At 57.7% G+C, this 17088-nt stretch carries 16 protein-coding genes; 4 read left to right on the forward strand and 12 right to left on the reverse strand.

Annotated elements, in window-relative coordinates; genetic code table 11:
- Positions 1–47: 47 nt before the first annotated feature.
- Together rnt and pyrC are read right to left on the reverse strand one after the other, a co-directional pair.
- The gene (gene rnt, locus OQ460_RS05175) at positions 48–716 is read right to left on the reverse strand and encodes a ribonuclease T (protein ID WP_410020806.1); all 669 of its coding nucleotides are present in this window, start codon (positions 714–716) and stop codon (positions 48–50) included.
- Complete coding sequence (gene pyrC, locus OQ460_RS05180; RefSeq protein ID WP_410020807.1) at positions 713–1759, reverse strand: dihydroorotase; 1047 nt, start codon at positions 1757–1759, stop codon at positions 713–715. Before pyrC ends, rnt begins: the two co-directional genes overlap by 4 nt.
- Before the next feature lie 156 nt (positions 1760–1915).
- Here pyrC and OQ460_RS05185 point away from each other — a divergent pair, with 156 nt between their 5' ends.
- The 3 genes from OQ460_RS05185 to OQ460_RS05195 all read left to right on the forward strand — a co-directional run bounded on the left by OQ460_RS05185 (position 1916) and on the right by OQ460_RS05195 (position 5370).
- On the forward strand, positions 1916–2824 hold the full coding sequence (locus tag OQ460_RS05185) for a flagellar protein MotY (protein WP_410020808.1): 909 nt from the start codon (positions 1916–1918) through the stop codon (positions 2822–2824).
- A gap of 128 nt (positions 2825–2952) precedes the next feature.
- Positions 2953–4170, forward strand: a complete 1218-nt coding sequence (locus OQ460_RS05190) for an argininosuccinate synthase (RefSeq protein WP_410020809.1) — start codon at positions 2953–2955, stop codon at positions 4168–4170.
- 567 nt (positions 4171–4737) lie between these two features.
- Positions 4738–5370 (forward strand): response regulator transcription factor, encoded by a 633-nt coding sequence (locus tag OQ460_RS05195; protein WP_084381370.1) that lies wholly within the window; start codon positions 4738–4740, stop codon positions 5368–5370.
- 84 nt (positions 5371–5454) lie between these two features.
- Here the strand turns inward: OQ460_RS05195 and OQ460_RS05200 are convergent, their stop codons facing one another.
- The 8 genes from OQ460_RS05200 to metG form a co-directional block, all read right to left on the reverse strand.
- Entirely contained in the window at positions 5455–5643 is a 189-nt protein-coding gene (locus tag OQ460_RS05200) for a PA3496 family putative envelope integrity protein (RefSeq protein ID WP_410020810.1), read from the reverse strand.
- Between the two features lie 107 nt (positions 5644–5750).
- A complete protein-coding gene (gene nth, locus OQ460_RS05205) occupies positions 5751–6389 on the reverse strand; it encodes an endonuclease III (RefSeq protein WP_410020811.1) in 639 nt (212 codons plus the stop codon).
- A 25-nt stretch (positions 6390–6414) separates the two neighbouring features.
- Positions 6415–6918, reverse strand: coding sequence for an Rnf-Nqr domain containing protein (locus OQ460_RS05210; RefSeq protein ID WP_410020812.1), 504 nt, complete (start codon positions 6916–6918; stop codon positions 6415–6417).
- Positions 6911–7522, reverse strand: coding sequence for an RnfABCDGE type electron transport complex subunit G (locus tag OQ460_RS05215; RefSeq protein ID WP_410020813.1), 612 nt, complete (start codon positions 7520–7522; stop codon positions 6911–6913). The genes OQ460_RS05210 and OQ460_RS05215 overlap by 8 nt, the downstream gene beginning before the upstream one ends.
- A complete protein-coding gene (locus tag OQ460_RS05220) occupies positions 7519–8502 on the reverse strand; it encodes an RnfABCDGE type electron transport complex subunit D (protein ID WP_410020814.1) in 984 nt (327 codons plus the stop codon). Before OQ460_RS05220 ends, OQ460_RS05215 begins: the two co-directional genes overlap by 4 nt.
- On the reverse strand, positions 8489–9358 hold the full coding sequence (gene rsxB, locus OQ460_RS05225) for an electron transport complex subunit RsxB (protein WP_410020815.1): 870 nt from the start codon (positions 9356–9358) through the stop codon (positions 8489–8491). The genes OQ460_RS05220 and rsxB overlap by 14 nt, the downstream gene beginning before the upstream one ends.
- Complete coding sequence (locus tag OQ460_RS05230; protein WP_410020816.1) at positions 9355–9918, reverse strand: Rnf-Nqr domain containing protein; 564 nt, start codon at positions 9916–9918, stop codon at positions 9355–9357. The genes rsxB and OQ460_RS05230 overlap by 4 nt, the downstream gene beginning before the upstream one ends.
- Before the next feature lie 111 nt (positions 9919–10029).
- Positions 10030–12081: a methionine--tRNA ligase gene (metG, locus tag OQ460_RS05235; protein ID WP_410020817.1), complete on the reverse strand. Its 2052-nt coding sequence runs from the start codon at positions 12079–12081 to the stop codon at positions 10030–10032.
- Between the two features lie 168 nt (positions 12082–12249).
- On the opposite strand from metG, the gene apbC reads away from it, so the two are divergent.
- Positions 12250–13344, forward strand: a complete 1095-nt coding sequence (apbC, locus tag OQ460_RS05240) for an iron-sulfur cluster carrier protein ApbC (RefSeq protein WP_410020818.1) — start codon at positions 12250–12252, stop codon at positions 13342–13344.
- Between the two features lie 491 nt (positions 13345–13835).
- Here the strand turns inward: apbC and fdxA are convergent, their stop codons facing one another.
- Positions 13836–14159, reverse strand: a complete 324-nt coding sequence (fdxA, locus tag OQ460_RS05245; protein WP_410020819.1) for a ferredoxin FdxA — start codon at positions 14157–14159, stop codon at positions 13836–13838.
- A gap of 142 nt (positions 14160–14301) precedes the next feature.
- Positions 14302–16893, reverse strand: a complete 2592-nt coding sequence (gene mutS, locus OQ460_RS05250; protein ID WP_410020820.1) for a DNA mismatch repair protein MutS — start codon at positions 16891–16893, stop codon at positions 14302–14304.
- Between the last annotated feature and the right edge of the window lie 195 nt (positions 16894–17088).

The raw sequence follows: 17088 nt of genomic DNA on the forward strand, positions 1-17088 counted from the left end.
CTGGCATTAGCCCGAGAGGGCCGGTTTTTTATGGGCGTGATTCAACCTCAGTCGTTGAAGTCTTCCCAGCCACCCATCTGTTTCCAGCGGTTGACGATGCCACAGAACAGATCGGCGGTCTTTTCGGTGTCATAGCGCGCCGAGTGGGCTTCGCGACCGTCGAAATCGATACCGGCAGCCTGGCAGGCTTTCGCCAGTACGGTCTGGCCGTATGCCAAGCCGGCCAGGGTTGCCGTGTCGAAGCTGGAGAAGGGATGAAACGGGTTGCGTTTCATGTCCAGTCGCGCCACAGCAGCGTTCAGGAAGCCCAGGTCGAAGCTACTGTTGTGGCCTACCAGGATTGCGCGTTTGCAGCCGTTGGCTTTCAAGGCTTTGCGCACGCCACGGAAGATGTCGGTCAGTGCCACTTCCTCACTGACAGCCATGCGCAGTGGGTGGTCGAGTTTGATCCCGGTGAACTCAAGGGCTGCCGCTTCGATGTTGGCGCCTTCAAAGGGCTCGACGCGGAAGAAATGGGTGTGTTCCGGATACACGAAGCCCTGTTCATCCATGCCGATGGTTGTGGCAGCGATTTCCAGCAAAGCATCGGTGGCGCAGTTGAAACCGCCGGTTTCTACGTCAATGACCACTGGCAGGTAGCCACGAAAGCGCTCAGCCATCGGATGGCGGGAGCCGCCATGACCTTCGTGTTCGTCGTCGAAATGGTCTTCACTCACGCGTGTTCCTCCAGCAGGCGCCAGCGCAGTGTTTCACCGGCGCGCAGCGGGATAACGGTCAGCTCGCCAAATGGCAGGCTGGTAGGGGCAGTCCAGTCTTCACGGACCAGGGTAATACGGTCGGTATTCGCCGGCAGGCCGTAGAAGCGCGGGCCATTGAGGCTGGCGAACCCTTCAAGCTTGTCCAGGGCGTTACGTTGCTCGAACGCTTCGGCATACAGCTCGATCGCTGCATAAGCGGTGTAGCAACCGGCACAACCACAAGCGGCTTCCTTGGCATGCTGGGCATGGGGCGCTGAGTCGGTACCGAGGAAGAACTTCGGGTTGCCGCTGGTAGCGGCATCCAGCAAGGCAACCTGGTGAGTATTGCGCTTGAGGATCGGCAGGCAGTAGAAGTGCGGTCGAATCCCGCCCACCAGCATATGGTTGCGGTTGTACAGCAAGTGATGGGCGGTGATGGTCGCGCCGACGTTGGCCGATGCTTCGGTGACGAACTGCACGGCCTCAGACGTGGTGATGTGTTCAAACACCACTTTCAATGTCGGGAACAGTTCGACCACACGGCGCATGTGCTCGTCGATGAAGATTTTTTCGCGGTCGAATACATCGACATCGCCGCGGGTGACTTCACCGTGGATCAACAGTGGCATGCCGACTTCGGCCATGGCTTCGATGGCTGGCAGGATCTTGTCGATACTGGTCACGCCGGAGTCGGAGTTGGTGGTCGCGCCGGCCGGGTAGAGCTTGGCGGCGTGGACAAAACCGCTGGCATGGGCCTCGCGGATTTCTTGGGGTTGGGTGCGGTCGGTGAGGTACAGCACCATCAATGGCTCGAAGCGGCTACCGGCCGGCCGTGCAGCGAGAATGCGCTGGCGGTAGGCGTCGGCTTCGGCGGCATTTCGCACCGGCGGTACCAGGTTGGGCATGATGATGGCGCGGCCAAACGTGCGCGCTACATCGGCTACGGTTTGGGGTAACGCAGCACCATCGCGAAGATGAATATGCCAGTCGTCGGGACGCAGCAGGGTCAGGCGGTCGGACATTGGGGATTCCAGGCGGGTCAATCTGGTGGGAATGCTACCGGAAAAGACACTTGCAGGCACTCGCTATCAAGTTTTGCGGGATGCAACCGATATCCTTGGGTATGTCTTAACGATATATGACGCCTTGATGTGTTGTAGAAACCAGTGGAGCCGCCCGTGCGCCAGCATTATCTAGCCCTGCTCGGCGTATTCGCCAGCCTGCCAGCCATGGCCCTGACTTTCCAGACGCGCCTGGAGAATATCGAGTGGAAGGTGGAAGGCGATAAATTCGAATGCCGCTTGAGCCAGCCCATTGCCGACTTTGGTTCTGGTGAGTTTGTGCGCCGGGCCGGTGAGCAGGCGACATTTCGCCTGAAAGCCTACAGTGGCTCGCTGGGCGTTGGCTCTGCGACATTACTGGCGGCGGCGGCGCCCTGGCAGCCGGGGCGGGGCGATATCAATCTTGGTGCGGTGCGCGCGGGCAGCGGCGATGTGTTGTTCAACAGCTCCCAGGCCCAGGCCGGGCGCTTGTTCAATGGCCTGTTGGATGGCCGTAGCCCAACGGTGCGCCACTATTCGCGGGACGGTGGTTATGCCGAGATCCGCCTGTTGCCCGTGAAGTTCAGCAAGGCCTATAACGACTATCAACTGTGTACGGCAAAACTGCTGCCGATGAACTTCGAGCAAATCAAGCAGAGTCAGGTCGGTTTCCCAGGCGGCGGCATCGATCTGGACCCGGCCGCCAAAGCCAGGCTGATGGTGATGCTGGAGTTCATCAAAGCCGACCCCACTGTGAACCATATCGAGCTTGACGGTCACTCGGACAACACCGGTAATCGCCTGACCAATCGCGACCTGTCGCGGCGTCGGGGCCTGGCGGTGATGGACTTTCTGAAGGCCCACGGTATTCCGGAGACGCAGATTGTCCTGCGCTTTCATGGCGAGCGTTATCCTCTGGTGCCCAATACCAGCATGGCTAACCGGGCCAAGAACCGGCGCGTCAATATTCACCTGGATCGAGTGCCTGCCCCTGAAAAAGCCGCGCCACCGGTGACTGCCCCGGCCAACGCGACCGCCACGTCCTGAGGGGCGGTCATTCGTCGCCCGCCCGACATAATCTGTCGCTTTATCTTCATTTGCTGTCGCGCCCCTGTAATTTCACGGTTTTGATCGGTAGAATCGACGCCTTTCCGTAAAACCCGTGGAGTGATGGCATGGCCGACGTAAACAAGGTCGTTCTCGCGTATTCCGGCGGCCTGGACACTTCGGTGATCCTCAAGTGGCTGCAGGATACTTATAACTGTGAAGTGGTGACCTTCACCGCTGACCTGGGTCAGGGCGAAGAGGTCGAACCTGCACGTGCCAAGGCGCAAGCCATGGGCGTGAAAGAGATCTACATTGACGACCTGCGCGAAGAGTTCGTCCGCGATTTCGTTTTCCCGATGTTTCGCGCCAACACTGTCTACGAAGGCGAGTACCTGCTGGGTACCTCCATCGCACGTCCTCTGATCGCCAAGCGCCTGATCGAAATCGCCAACGAAACCGGCGCTGATGCCATTTCCCATGGCGCTACCGGCAAGGGCAACGACCAAGTCCGTTTCGAACTGGGCGCCTATGCCTTGAAGCCAGGCGTGAAAGTGATTGCGCCTTGGCGTGAATGGGACCTGCTGTCCCGTGAAAAGCTGATGGATTACGCTGAAAAGCATGCGATCCCTATCGAGCGTCATGGCAAGAAGAAGTCCCCGTACTCGATGGATGCCAACCTGCTGCACATCTCTTATGAAGGCGGCGTGCTGGAAGACACCTGGACCGAGCACGAAGAAGACATGTGGAAGTGGACCGTCTCTCCGGAGAACGCTCCCGACAAGCCGCAATATCTGGAGTTGACCTACCGCAACGGCGACATCGTCGCGCTGGACGGCGTCGAAATGACCCCGGCCACCGTACTGGCGACCCTGAACCGTATCGGTGGCGAGCACGGTATCGGCCGTCTGGATATCGTCGAGAACCGTTACGTGGGCATGAAGTCCCGTGGCTGCTACGAGACCCCGGGCGGGACAATCATGCTTCGCGCCCACCGCGCCATCGAGTCCATTACTCTGGATCGTGAAGTCGCTCACCTCAAAGACGAACTGATGCCCAAGTACGCTAGCCTGATATACACCGGCTACTGGTGGAGCCCTGAGCGTCTTATGTTGCAACAGATGATCGATGCTTCCCAGGTCAATGTGAATGGTGTGGTTCGCCTGAAACTGTACAAGGGTAATGTGATCGTTACCGGCCGTAAGTCCGATGACTCTCTGTTCGACGCCAACATTGCCACCTTTGAAGAAGATGGCGGTGCTTACAATCAAGCGGATGCTGCCGGCTTCATCAAGCTCAACGCGTTGCGCATGCGCATTGCGGCCAACAAAGGTCGCAAGTTGTTCTGAAATGGTTGAGTAATTTCAGAAATGGCTCCTCAATAGAGGAGCCATTTTTTTTATTTCGTAGGAGGGTGGTTTGTTTATATTTGTTTAATATGGATTCGAAGCTCTCGGTTTTTTTGAGCTGGGCAACGACTGTATAAACTTATGGAAGTTACGACACGTAAGAGATTTCTGTTTTTTCTGTAGGTAATAAGTTTTCTGTTCTGGGCGGCAATCGCTGTAAGGCGTGGTTTTTCCCGGGGAACTTTTTTGAAGAGCATTTTTGCAAACCGATACCGGCAGATTCAAAGCCTGCAAGAGGCATTTGTTGATGCCTTTGTGGGGTATGTTTATATTATCCGCTCTTGGATATGTTTTTTTACTCAAGATATGTTTGGTTGCGGAAAGTTCTGAAAGGCCGAATGGAATATCACACGTCCTTCCAGGCGTTTTTTTGTAGGTTAATTCCTGTAGCTCTGTGGGTTGGGTCTCTGCTTGCTGTTACTTGGGGGGGAGTGCTATGCCAAGAGGGAAACGACTAGGCTATTGTGCTGACTCTAAATAATTCGAACAGCGAAATTGGACTTGCCCATGAATAAAGTGCTGATCGTGGATGATCATCCCGTCATTCGCCTTGCTGTACGTATGCTAATGGAGCGTCATGGATACGAGGTTGTTGCCGAGACCGATAACGGTGTCGATGCATTGCAACTTGCTCGAGAGCACATGCCGGACATTGTCATTCTTGATATTGGAATCCCCAAACTCGATGGTCTGGAGGTCATCTGCCGATTATCTTCAACCAAGCAGGTGCAGCCATTCAAAGTGCTGGTGCTGACGTCACAGGCGCCGGGCCACTTCTCCATGCGATGCATGCAGGCGGGGGCTGCGGGCTACGTATGCAAGCAACAGGACCTTACCGAGCTGCTGAGTGCGATAAAGGCGGTGTTGTCCGGCTACAGCTACTTTCCCAACCAGGCGCTTAACTCGGTGCGGTCCACGCAAGGCAATGCCAGCGAAGCGGATATGGTCGAGCGCCTCTCGGGCCGGGAGATGATGGTATTGCAGCAACTGGCGCGCGGGAAAACCAACAAGGAAATTGCCGATGGCATGTTCCTGAGCAACAAAACCGTAAGCACCTACAAGACGCGCTTGCTGCTCAAACTCAACGCCCGATCACTGGTGGACCTGATAGAACTCGCCCAACGTAACGGCTTGGTATAGACGGTAGGTGTTAGGTTGGGGTGCTGTCGACGTCGAGACAGGAAAAGCCTCCCAAGTGGAGGCTTCTGATTGCGACCCGCTTGATCAAAGATCGAAATCGTAATCGGCCAGCTGTTTTTGCAAGCGTCGTTCTTCCAGAAGGTTGTCGATGGTGCGACGTTTGCTCAAGTTGGTCTTGGCCACCTCAACAGGTGCTTCAGTTGCCTCATCAGAGTCCGTGGCAACAAAGTCATCCTCTACATCCACTTCCAGTTGTTCTTTGCCAGTGCTCATAAGGTTAACTCCAGGCTAAGGCTGCCGTTGGCGCTCCTTATATCGACAATCGTCGGCGGGGTAAAAAAGATTTTTTCAATCGATTGATCAATAAAATCAATGATCCCTCAATCGTCGGACGTCTTTTCCTTGTATTCGCACAGGTCTTCGATACGGCAACTGCCGCAACGGGGCTTGCGGGCCTGGCAAACGTAACGCCCGTGCAGGATCAACCAATGGTGTGAATCGAGAAGATAGGGCTTGGGCACAAACTTCATTAGCTGTCTTTCCACCTCCACCACATTCTTCCCTGGTGCGAGCCCGGTGCGGTTGCTGACGCGGAAGATGTGAGTGTCCACCGCCATGGTCAACTGGCGAAACGCCGTATTGAGCACTACGTTGGCAGTCTTGCGTCCTACACCAGGAAGGGCTTCAAGTGCCTCCCGAGTCTGTGGGACCTCGCCGTTATGAAGTTCTACCAGCAAGCGGCAGGTCTCGATGACGTTTTTCGCCTTGCTGTTGTATAGGCCGATGGTCTTGATGTAGTGCGACAACCCTTCGACCCCCAGCGCATGGATCGCTGCCGGGGTATTGGCCACGGGAAACAACTTGGCGGTGGCCTTATTGACGCCAACATCTGTTGACTGCGCGGACAAAATCACGGCAATCAGCAGCTCAAACGGTGAGGAATAAGCCAGTTCGGTTTTCGGTTCCGGATTGTCTTCGTGAAACCGACGGAAAATTTCCAGGCGTTTTGCGGCATTCATGGCGCGAGCGGTTCCTTGCAAACGGTCAGTGTGGTTTTGAAGGTTGAGGCCATGCCTGCCACGCGGCGAGTAGCAGGGCGAGCAGAATAAACCCGCCGGGGGCGAGTGTGGTGATGTTGCTGTTTATCAAGCTGCGCAGCAGGACCATTACCAGCATCAGCAGGCCAAATGCGGCAAACAGACGAAGCCGCAGCTTGCCCGAGCCAGGCAGGAAAAATCCCTCCTGCTCAAGCAGTACACATTGCACGCCGATCAGCATCAGATAGACATTCAAGTCTGCCGACACGTTCAGCGCCAAGACCTGCATCGCCAAGTGCGCGCAACTGACCCAGGTCGCTGCCAGCAACACGCTTGCCATTAGCGGGCGGAGACCACTGAGACGGTGACGAACCAGGCTCATGCTCAACCCGTAGATCGTCACAGTCACTACCCACAGCATCCAGCAAACCAAGGCTCTGACCAATGTGTCACTGACGCTCAAAACCGGGAGGAGCATCAGCGCATACGGCAGGTTGAAGGACTTAGTCATAAGCGGACCGCTCCAACAACGACTGATGGTGTTCATCAAAATAGCGCAGGGCATCGTGGACGGCGTTGAGCACTGCTCGTGATGTAAGGGTGGCGCCAGCTATTTGATCGAATTGTCCGCCGTCTTTTTTCAAGGTCCAGGCTGGATCTTGCGGATTGATTGGCGTCAACCTTTTGAATGCTGCCAGCCAGGGGTTTCCAGGTTCGGCAATGTGGCCTCCCAGGCTCGGCGTTTCCGACTGCTTGAGGGATTTTACCCCCAATAATTTTCCGTTGCTGGCGATGGCGATCAGCAACTCGATGCTGGCGCTGTAGCCCATGGTTTGTGAATGCAGGATCACGACATTTGGCCGCCCTGACAAGGTTGCGAGATAGCCATTGAGCAGGCTACTGTTGCCCAGGGCTACAGGGCTCTCCAGCAGCGGATGTTCCAGCGGCTGATTGTCGTAGACATCGGCCGGCATGAAATCCAGCAGGGTGTGGTTTTTCAGGTCGCGTTGTTGCGCGGCGATGGGCTCATCGGTCAGTTTCTGCAAGGCCACGGTCAGACCAATGCCGGCGATAGCCACTGTCATCACGATCAGCACTTCCCGTATGAGCTTCATCCTTTCACCGCGTGTGGCTTGGGTGCTGCCAGGCGCTCGAGTGCAGGCACCGCCAGGTTCATCAACAACACTGCAAATGCTACGCCGTCGGGATAGCTGCCCCATGTGCGGATCAAATACGTCAGCAATCCCACACCGATACCAAACAGCAAACGCGCCCGCGGGCTTTTGGCCCCGGATACGGGTTCGGTGACTATAAAAAACGCCCCGAGCATGGTTGCGCCAGTCAGCAGATGAAACAGCGGGGCGCCGTGGGAATCCGATCCAGAGCCGTTCCAGCACAGCAAGCTGATGGTAAACAGGCTGGCGAGCATGCCGACCGGAGCGTGCCAACTGAAAACCCGTTGCTGAAGCAGAAAGACGCCGCCAGCGAGAAACGCCAGATTGACCCATTCGCTGCCTTTGCCGGCGATATGGCCGAAGGCCGGGTCTTCAGCAAAAAGCTCGTCGACGGTCAGGCTTTCATTGATCCGCAACGTGTCCAGGGCGGTTGCCTGGGTCCAGGCATCAGGAGGGCTACCCTGTGCGCCCATTATCTGTTGCAGGCCAGCCAACAGATCCATGCCGTGGGAAACAGGCCAGAGGGTCATCTGTTGGGGAAAGGTCACTAACATCAGTGCATAGCCGACCATGGCCGGGTTAAACGGATTCTGGTTTGCGCCATATACGTGTTTTCCCAGCAATAACCCACTGGCGACGGCGGCCACGCATAACCACCACGGACAATACGGCGGTAGGGCTAGGGCCAGCAGCGTCGCGCTGACCAGGCCGCTGATATCGGTGGGCGCCCAACCCAGGCGGCGCCCGCGCAGACGATAAACGCAGGCTTCCACCACTGATGCGCAAGCGCCAGCCAATATCAGATTGATCAATACCCCCCAACCGTAAAACCACGAGAGCACCAGAAAACCGGGAACCGTCGCCAGCAGCACGCGTTTCATCGCCTGTTGCTGACGGTTGGCGGTCTCAAGTGCCGACATGTGCATCCACCAGGTGTTGAGGTTGATCTACCCGTTGCAAGTTATTCGCTTCGAGCACAGCCAACGCCTGTTCGGCGGCTTCAAACTGTCGCTGCAGGAGGATCAGTTGCGACTGCTGCTCAAAGGTTGGTGGATGGCCAAAGGCTTTGAGCGACTTGTTGAGTTGGGCCCGGCTCATCGCCAGGTTGATCTTGGCCTTTTTCACCGCGGCGTCCAGCTCGGCGGTTTTTTGCGCGCGTACGCGTTCAATCGCGGCCTGCACAGAGTTGTTCACTTGCTCGGCCGGCGCGGCGCGTTGGGTGCGGGCCAGGCGTTCGGCATGTCTGAGCGCTTCCTCACGCTGCAGGCGAGCATTGCGCTGCTCAAAACGACGTCGGGCGCGGTCGCGCTTGGAGGCGCGTGCCATGCGTTCCTGAGGGCTGGCCGTCAGGTCGCCGACAATCGGCAAGGCGATGCCCAGTGGCAATGGTCGCATTTCAATGCAGTCCACCGGGCAGGGTGCAATGCACAAATCGCAACCGGTGCATTCATCGACGATTACCGTATGCATCAGCTTGGCTGCGCCGATGATGGCGTCCACCGGACAAGCCTGGATACACTTGGTGCAGCCGATGCACTCGGCTTCACGGATAAACGCGATTTGCGCAGGTGCTTCGCCCCGCGAGGCATCCAGCGGCACTACCGCAACGTTCAGCAACTGTGCGAGCCCGGCTATGGTCTCCTGACCGCCCGGCGGGCATTTGTTGATTGCCTCGCCCTGGGCTATCCCCTTCGCATAGGGCTTGCACCCCGGGTGCCCGCATTTGCCGCATTGAGTCTGCGGTAACAAAGCGTCGATGTGTTGAATCAGGCTCATGATTTGATCATTGCGTTGAAACCCAAGAAGGCCACGGTCATCAAGCCGGCCCCGATCAGATCCAGCGGCAGGCCTTTGAAGGGCTGCGCGATATCATTGCCGGCGACGCGGTGGCGCAGGTCGCTGAACAGGCTGAGCGCAAGCCAGAAGCCGAGACCGGTTCCCAGGCTCAAGACAGCCATATAGGCCAGGTCATGGTCGTGCCGAGCACCCAGCAGTACTGCGCCGAGCACTCCGGCGTTGCCTAGCAGTAGCGGCCATAGCCCGTCGAATGGCAATCTCGGCGCGCAACGTGAAAGGGTACTCAGCAGCGGCTGGATCAGCAGCGCCGTGATTGCCAGCAGCATAAACAGTCGCAGTGATGGCAGGGCCAATGGCAGAAGTAAATAGTGATGGAGCAGATAGCCCAATATGCCGCTGAGAATCATCAGCAACAGGGTCGCCAGCCCCAAGGCATTTACCCGCTGACGTTTGAGCAACTGATCGCTGGCCAGCGGCATTCGCAGCACGAAATTGCTGATCAGGGCGGCGCTGACAACGGGGACAAGCATATCGGTCATGGTCGGGCCGGTTAAGCGAACAGGGCCTGATTATCCGGCAAGCACGGGGAGGGCACTAGCTGAAACCGCCCGATAGCGGCCAATGTCGCAACTATCGGGCGGGAGTCAGGGTTACTTGATGCGCTGGCCAGGCTTGGCGCCGCTGTCCGGGCTGAGCAGGTAGATTTCCTCTCCACCTGGGCCTGCGGCCATTACCATGCCTTCGGAGATGCCAAAGCGCATTTTCCGTGGCTTGAGGTTGGCAATCATCATGGTCAGGCGACCTTCCAGCTTGGCTGGATCCGGGTATGCGCTCTTGATACCGGAGAACACGTTGCGTTGCTCGTCACCGATGTCCAGGGTCAGTCGCAACAGCTTGTCTGCGCCTTCGACCGCTTCGGCCTTGAGGATCAGCGCGACGCGCAAGTCGACGGCGGCAAACGTGTCAAACTCGATTTCAGGGGACAGTGGATCCTTGGCCAGTTCGCCGTTGCCCGCCGGCGCTGCTTGGCCGGTGTCGGTCTGGCTGGCGGCAAGATCTTCTTTCGAGGCGTCGCTCATGGCCTGGACTTTTACCGGATCAATGCGGGTCATCAGTGGCTTGAACTCGTTGAGCTGATGGTCGGCGAGCAAGGTGGCGTGGTCGTTCCAGGTCAGCGGTGCGACATTCAGGAAGGCCTCGGCATCAGTTGCCAGCAATGGCAGGACTGGCTTGAGGAAAATCACCAGCTGGCGGAACAGGTTTATGCCCGTGGCGCAGATCGCCTGGACTTCATCCTGTTTGCCTTCCTGTTTGTTCAACGACCACGGCGCCTTGTCGGCGATCCAGGCGTTGGCGCGATCGGCCAGGCCCATGATCTCGCGCATGGCGCGGGCAAAATCACGGGCTTCATAAGCATCGGCGATGCTCGGCGCGGCGGCCAGGAAGGCCTCGGTCAGCTCCGGGGCGGCATTTTTTGCAACCAGGACACCGGCGTTGCCCTTGTGGATAAACCCGGCGCAGCGGCTGGCGATATTGACGACCTTGCCTACCAGGTCAGAGTTGACCTTCTGTACGAAGTCTTCCAGGTTCAGGTCCAGGTCGTCGACGCCACGGCCCAGCTTGGACGCGTAGTAGTAACGCAGGTATTCCGGCGACAGGTGGTCCAGGTAGGTGCGGGCCTTGATAAAGGTGCCACGGGACTTGGACATCTTCTGTCCGTTGACCGTCAGGTAGCCGTGTACGTTGATGCCGGTCGGCTTGCGGTAGCCCGAACCTTCGAGCATCGCTGGCCAGAAGAGCGCGTGGAAGTTGACGATGTCCTTGCCGATGAAGTGATACAACTCGGCGGTGGAATCCTTGCCCCAGAACGCGTCGAAATCGAGTGCAGGTGTGCGTTCGCAGAGGTTCTTGAAGCTGGCCATATAGCCGATCGGCGCGTCCAGCCACACATAGAAGTACTTGCCTGGCTCATCGGGAATCTCGAAGCCGAAGTACGGCGCATCCCGGGAAATATCCCACTGTTGCAGGCCTGCATCCAGCCACTCGGCGATCTTGTTCGCCACGGCGTCCTGCAGGGTGCCGCTGCGGGTCCAGGTTTGCAGCATCTGCTGGAAATCCGGAAGCTTGAAGAAGAAGTGCTGGGAATCCTTGAGCACCGGGGTGGCGCCAGAGATAGCCGACTTCGGATCCTTCAGATCGGTAGGCGCATAAGTAGCACCGCATTTTTCGCAGTTGTCGCCATATTGGTCCTGCGTGCCACATTTGGGGCAGGTGCCCTTGATGAAGCGGTCGGCCAGGAACATTTTCTTTTCCGGGTCGAAGTACTGGGTGATCGAGCGCGTGGCAATGTGCCCGGCGTCACGTAGCTTCCGGTAGATCTGGCTCGACAGCTCGCGGTTTTCTTCTGAGTGGGTCGAGTGAAAGTTGTCGAAGTCCACCAGGAACTCGGCAAAGTCGGCGCTGTGTTCAGCCTGCACATTGGCGATCAGTTGTTCCGGGGTGATGCCTTCTTTTTCAGCGCGCAACATGATGGCCGAGCCGTGGGCGTCGTCCGCGCAGACATAAATGCATTGATTACCACGATGCTTCTGGAAGCGCACCCACATATCGGTCTGGATGTACTCAAGCATATGGCCAAGGTGGATTGAACCATTGGCATAGGGCAGGGCGCTGGTGACGAGGATCTTGCGTGGCTCGGACATGGGGCTCGGCTACTTGATGAAACGGAGGTCGGCCACTATAAAGCGCCGAAGAATATATTTCACCCCGTGCGGCTGTTTCAGCATTTTCCAAGGCAGCGAAACATGCCTCTCGGTCGCCGGAACGGTTAGGATAGCCGCCTGTTTTGTCTGTCTTTTCGGGAGTAGCCCATGAGCGCCGTTAATCGCGCAGCGGTGGAAGCCGTCCTTCGCCAGTACACCGACCCCTATCTGAATCAGGATCCGGTCAGCGCCGGCTGTGTCCGGGCCATTGATGTCCAGGGCGGTCAAGTCTCGGTCCAGCTTGAATTGGGCTACGCCGCCGGTCTGTTCAAAAAGGGTTGGGCGCAGATGCTGCAAATGGCGATTGAAGGCCTGGACGGGGTCAGCGCTGCCAAGGTCGAGATCCAATGTGTGATTGCGCCACACAAGGCTCAGGCGCAGATCCCCGGCATGGCCAACGTCAAGAATGTAGTAGCCGTGGCGTCCGGCAAAGGGGGGGTGGGCAAGTCCACGACAGCCGCCAACCTGGCTCTGGCCTTGGCCCGTGAAGGTGCGCGGGTCGGTATTCTCGACGCCGACATCTATGGTCCCAGCCAAGGTGTGATGTTCGGTATTGCTGAAGGCACCCGCCCCAAGATCAAGGATCAGAAGTGGTTCGTGCCGATCGAGGCCCATGGGGTGGAAGTGATGTCCATGGCGTTCCTGACCGACGAGAATACGCCGATGGTCTGGCGCGGTCCCATGGTCTCCGGCGCCTTGCTGCAACTGGTCACGCAGACCGATTGGGGCAACCTGGATTACCTGGTGATCGACATGCCGCCGGGCACTGGCGATATTCAGTTGACGCTGGCGCAGAAGGTACCGGTAGCGGGGTCGGTCATCGTGACCACACCGCAGGACCTGGCGCTGCTGGATGCCCGTAAAGGTGTGGAAATGTTCCGCAAGGTCAGCATCCCGGTGCTGGGCGTTGTGGAGAACATGGCGGTGCATATCTGTTCCAACTGTGGTCATGCCGAGCATTTGTTCGGCGAAGGCGGCGGGGCCAAGTTGGCCACACAATATGGAGTCGAGCTGCTGGCCTCGTTACCGCTTTCGATGGGCATACGTGAGCAGGCCGATGGCGGCAAGCCAACAGTGATTGCCGAGCCCGACGGCCAGATCGCCATGGTCTATCAAGAACTCGCTCGTCACGTGGGCGCGCGGATTGTGTTGCAGGAAGCGGGTTCACAGGCAATGCCGACGATTACTGTCAGCGACGACTGATCTGCCTGGAAGTAAACAAGCCTCGACGTTGTCGGGGCTTTTTCTTGCCTGGTGCAAGCTCGCCGAGGTAGCGGTTGCGCTTTTAGCCTGCTGCTGGTGTAAGCATTCACTTACTTTTCCGTAAGTGTTCGTTCTTTTTACCCGGTAAGCTCGTCTCGAATGGTCAGATGTTTTTCCTATCTTGTTGAAAAACAATAACTATTTATTCCGATTTTACGTGAGCTGCGAGCGTTGATTACGATTGGTTCCGTTTGAACTTAATCGGGAAGTCTCTAATATCAGCCCTGTGTCGACGGATTGACACAGTCATCAAGGAACGATGACTCAGGGAACCTCGCAGGATGCGATTCATCAGGATGATGAAAAGGAACACAGGGACTAGGGAAAAAATGTGGGCGGGTCAAACCGCCCCTTTTTTTTGCCTGGAGAAAAGTAGAAAGTCCCAGAACGCAAAAAGGCCCGCAAGGGGCCTTTGAAGAGCAGCGACGCAATCAGCGTTCGAGATCCTTGATCTTGCCTTTCACGCCATCCCACTCTTTTGCGTCAGGCATCGATTCTTTCTTTTCAGTGATGTTCGGCCAGATTTCCGCCAGCTCGACGTTCAACTGAATAAACTCCTGCATATCCTCCGGGACTTCATCCTCAGAGAAAATCGCAACGGCCGGGCATTCTGGCTCACACAGGGCGCAGTCAATGCACTCGTCCGGGTGGATGACCAGGAAATTCGGGCCTTCGTAAAAGCAGTCCACCGGACACACTTCTACGCAGTCGGTGTACTTGCACTTGATGCAGTTGTCGGTGACGACGAAGGTCATTTCTAATTCTCTCCTCAGGCGGCGGCAGCGAAACCCTTTATGGCAGGGCTCGCGAGGTTCGGGAGCGATAGTCTGCGAACCAGGCTAAAAGCCCGCAGCATCCCAAACCGCGCGAGATAATATCAGCTTGCAAGCATCTGCGTTAGACCCGTGTCTTCAGTGCATAGAGCAATTCCAATGCTTTTCGCGGCGTCAAGTCATCCAGGTCAAGCTTTGCCAATTCATCCAGGACGGGATGGGGCAGGCTGGCGAACATATCGCTTTGGTGTGGCGTGCTGGTTTTGCTCTTGGCCTTGGCCGGGCTGGCAACCACTGTTTCGTGGGGCAGCGCGGTGGTTTCCAGGCGGCTGAGGTGCTCGCGAGCGCGGGTAATCACTTCGTTCGGAACACCCGCCAGTTGCGCCACCGCCAAGCCGTAACTCTGGCTGGCGGGGCCCGGCAGTACATGGTGCAGGAACACAATACGCTCGTTGTGCTCGGTCGCGTTGAGGTGCACGTTCGCGACCAGTGGCTCGCTTTCGGGCAGTACGGTCAGTTCGAAATAATGGGTGGCGAACAGCGTATAGGCGCGCAGGTGTGCCAGGCGCTCGGCCGCAGCCCAGGCCAGGGACAGCCCGTCGAAGGTGCTGGTACCGCGACCGACTTCGTCCATCAGCACCAGGCTGCGTTCGGTGGCATTGTGCAGGATGTTGGCCGTCTCGCTCATTTCCACCATAAAGGTCGAACGACCACCGGCCAGGTCGTCGCTGGAGCCGATCCGCGTGAAGATGCGATCAACCAGTGATAACTCGCAACTCGCGGCCGGGACAAAGCTGCCGATATGCGCCAGCAGCACAATCAAGGCGGTCTGGCGCATGTAGGTGGATTTACCGCCCATGTTCGGACCGGTAATCACCAACATGCGGGTATCGTCATCCAGCGCCAGGTCGTTGGCGACGAACGGCGTCGTCAACACTTGCTCCACCACTGGGTGGCGTCCCTGCACGATGCGCATGCATGGCTCGCTGACAAAACGTGGGCAGTTCAGGTCCAGGTTCAGCGCACGTTCGGCCAGGTTGCTCAGCACATCCAGTTCCGCCAGGGCGGCGGCGGTGTCCTGCAGCGGGGCAAGGCGGCTGATCAAGTCTTCGAGCAGGGCTTCATAGAGCATCTTCTCGCGCGCCAGGGCACGGCTTTTGGCCGACAGCGCCTTGTCTTCGAACTCTTTGAGCTCAGGCGTGATAAAGCGCTCGGCGCCTTTGAGCGTCTGGCGCCGCTGATAATCGACAGGTGCCTGTTCGGCCTGCTTGCTTGGCAACTCAATGAAGTAGCCGTGGACGCGGTTATAACCGACCTTCAAGTTGGCCAGGCCGGTGCGGGCTTTCTCGCGGGCTTCCAGGTCAATCAGGAACTGCCCGGCGTTTTCGCTCAGCGACTGCAGCTCGTCCAGTTCGCTGTCGTAACCGGTTTTCAGCACGCCACCATCACGGATGATCGCCGGCGGGTTGTCGATGATGGCTTTTTCCAGCAAGGCTGCCAGGTCCGGGTAAGTGCCGGCGGTAACGGCCAATTGTTGCAGGTGCGGTGTGTCCAGTTCGGTCATCGCCACTTGCAATTGGGGCAGGGCACCGAGGGCGTCACGCAGCCGAGCCAGGTCACGGGGGCGCGCGTTGCGCAGGCCGATCCGTGCCAGGATGCGTTCGATATCGCCAATTTCCTTCAGTTGTGGCTGCAGCTTTTCAAAGCGATAGCCATCCAGCAGGCAGGTAATAGAAGACTGACGCGCTTGCAATACGCTCAAGTCCCGCAGTGGACGGTTCAGCCAGCGGGTCAGCAAGCGGCTGCCCATGGCGGTCTGGCAGCGGTCGACCACCGATTGCAGAGTGTTATCGCGTCCGCCGGCCAGGTTGGTATCCAGCTCCAGGTTGCGACGGCTGGCGCCATCAAGCACTACCGTGTCGTCCAGCCGCTCATGGCGCAGACTGCGCAAGTGCGGCAGGGCGGTGCGTTGGGTTTCCTTGGCATAGCTGAGCAGGCAGCCGGCGGCGCCGATGGCCAGGGTCAAAGTCTCGCAGCCGAAACCCTTGAGATCCTGCACCGAGAACTGCTGGCACAGACTCTTGAGTGCCGAATCGCGTTCGAAATCCCACGGTGCGCGACGTTTGGTCCCACGACGCTTTTCCGCTGGCAGGTCTTTGGGCCAGTCATCCGGGATCATCAGTTCCACCGGATTGATACGCTCAAGCTCCGCCAGCAGGTTCTCCCAGCCCTTGATCTCCAGCACACTGAAGTTGCCGCTAGTGATATCCAGCACGGCCAGGCCGAACAGGCGCTCATCTCCCAGTACGGCGGCGATCAGATTATCGCGACGCTCATCCAGAAGCGCCTCGTCGCTCACCGTGCCCGGCGTAATAATGCGCACCACCTGACGCTCTACCGGCCCCTTGCTGGTAGCCGGGTCGCCGACCTGTTCACAGATCACTACCGACTCGCCCAGCTTCACCAGCTTGACCAGATAGCCTTCCAGCGAATGGTAAGGAATCCCACACATCGGAATCGACTGCCCGGCCGACTGCCCACGAGCGGTCAGGGTGATGTCCAACAATTTGGCCGCTTTCTTCGCGTCTTCATAGAAGATCTCGTAGAAGTCGCCCATGCGATAGAACATCAACTGATCAGGGTGCTGGTTTTTCAGGCGCCAGTACTGCTGCATCATTGGGGTGTGGGAGGACAGATCGGAAGTGTTTTTACTCATCAGATACTTAGCGGATTCGTTGAAAGTGATGGGGCAAAGGGCGCGCTTGGCCCAGCATTTTTTGCGATGGGCGCAAGGTTAACACGCAAGGTCTGTGCTTCGCAGTTCGCAGACGGCCAGCGGTTCTTGTGGGTTTCATGCGTTAAATATGCAAAATAGCATTTGCCATCGGCCAGGACTGGCTTCAATATTCGC

The organism is Pseudomonas imrae, assembly GCF_046352735.2.
Lineage (GTDB): Bacteria > Pseudomonadota > Gammaproteobacteria > Pseudomonadales > Pseudomonadaceae > Aquipseudomonas > Aquipseudomonas imrae.

Excerpts from the sequence above, each read along its gene's own strand:
- pyrC (WP_410020807.1), bottom strand. The coding sequence starts at position 1,759 with ATGTCCGACCGCCTGACCCTGCTGCGTCCCGACGACTGGCATATTCAT.
- OQ460_RS05190 (WP_410020809.1), top strand. The coding sequence starts at position 2,953 with ATGGCCGACGTAAACAAGGTCGTTCTCGCGTATTCCGGCGGCCTGGAC.
- OQ460_RS05195 (WP_084381370.1), top strand. The coding sequence starts at position 4,738 with ATGAATAAAGTGCTGATCGTGGATGATCATCCCGTCATTCGCCTTGCT.
- OQ460_RS05200 (WP_410020810.1), bottom strand. The coding sequence starts at position 5,643 with ATGAGCACTGGCAAAGAACAACTGGAAGTGGATGTAGAGGATGACTTT.
- nth (WP_410020811.1), bottom strand. The coding sequence starts at position 6,389 with ATGAATGCCGCAAAACGCCTGGAAATTTTCCGTCGGTTTCACGAAGAC.
- OQ460_RS05210 (WP_410020812.1), bottom strand. The coding sequence starts at position 6,918 with ATGACTAAGTCCTTCAACCTGCCGTATGCGCTGATGCTCCTCCCGGTT.
- OQ460_RS05215 (WP_410020813.1), bottom strand. The coding sequence starts at position 7,522 with ATGAAGCTCATACGGGAAGTGCTGATCGTGATGACAGTGGCTATCGCC.
- OQ460_RS05220 (WP_410020814.1), bottom strand. The coding sequence starts at position 8,502 with ATGTCGGCACTTGAGACCGCCAACCGTCAGCAACAGGCGATGAAACGC.
- rsxB (WP_410020815.1), bottom strand. The coding sequence starts at position 9,358 with ATGAGCCTGATTCAACACATCGACGCTTTGTTACCGCAGACTCAATGC.
- OQ460_RS05230 (WP_410020816.1), bottom strand. The coding sequence starts at position 9,918 with ATGACCGATATGCTTGTCCCCGTTGTCAGCGCCGCCCTGATCAGCAAT.
- metG (WP_410020817.1), bottom strand. The coding sequence starts at position 12,081 with ATGTCCGAGCCACGCAAGATCCTCGTCACCAGCGCCCTGCCCTATGCC.
- apbC (WP_410020818.1), top strand. The coding sequence starts at position 12,250 with ATGAGCGCCGTTAATCGCGCAGCGGTGGAAGCCGTCCTTCGCCAGTAC.
- fdxA (WP_410020819.1), bottom strand. The coding sequence starts at position 14,159 with ATGACCTTCGTCGTCACCGACAACTGCATCAAGTGCAAGTACACCGAC.
- mutS (WP_410020820.1), bottom strand. The coding sequence starts at position 16,893 with ATGAGTAAAAACACTTCCGATCTGTCCTCCCACACCCCAATGATGCAG.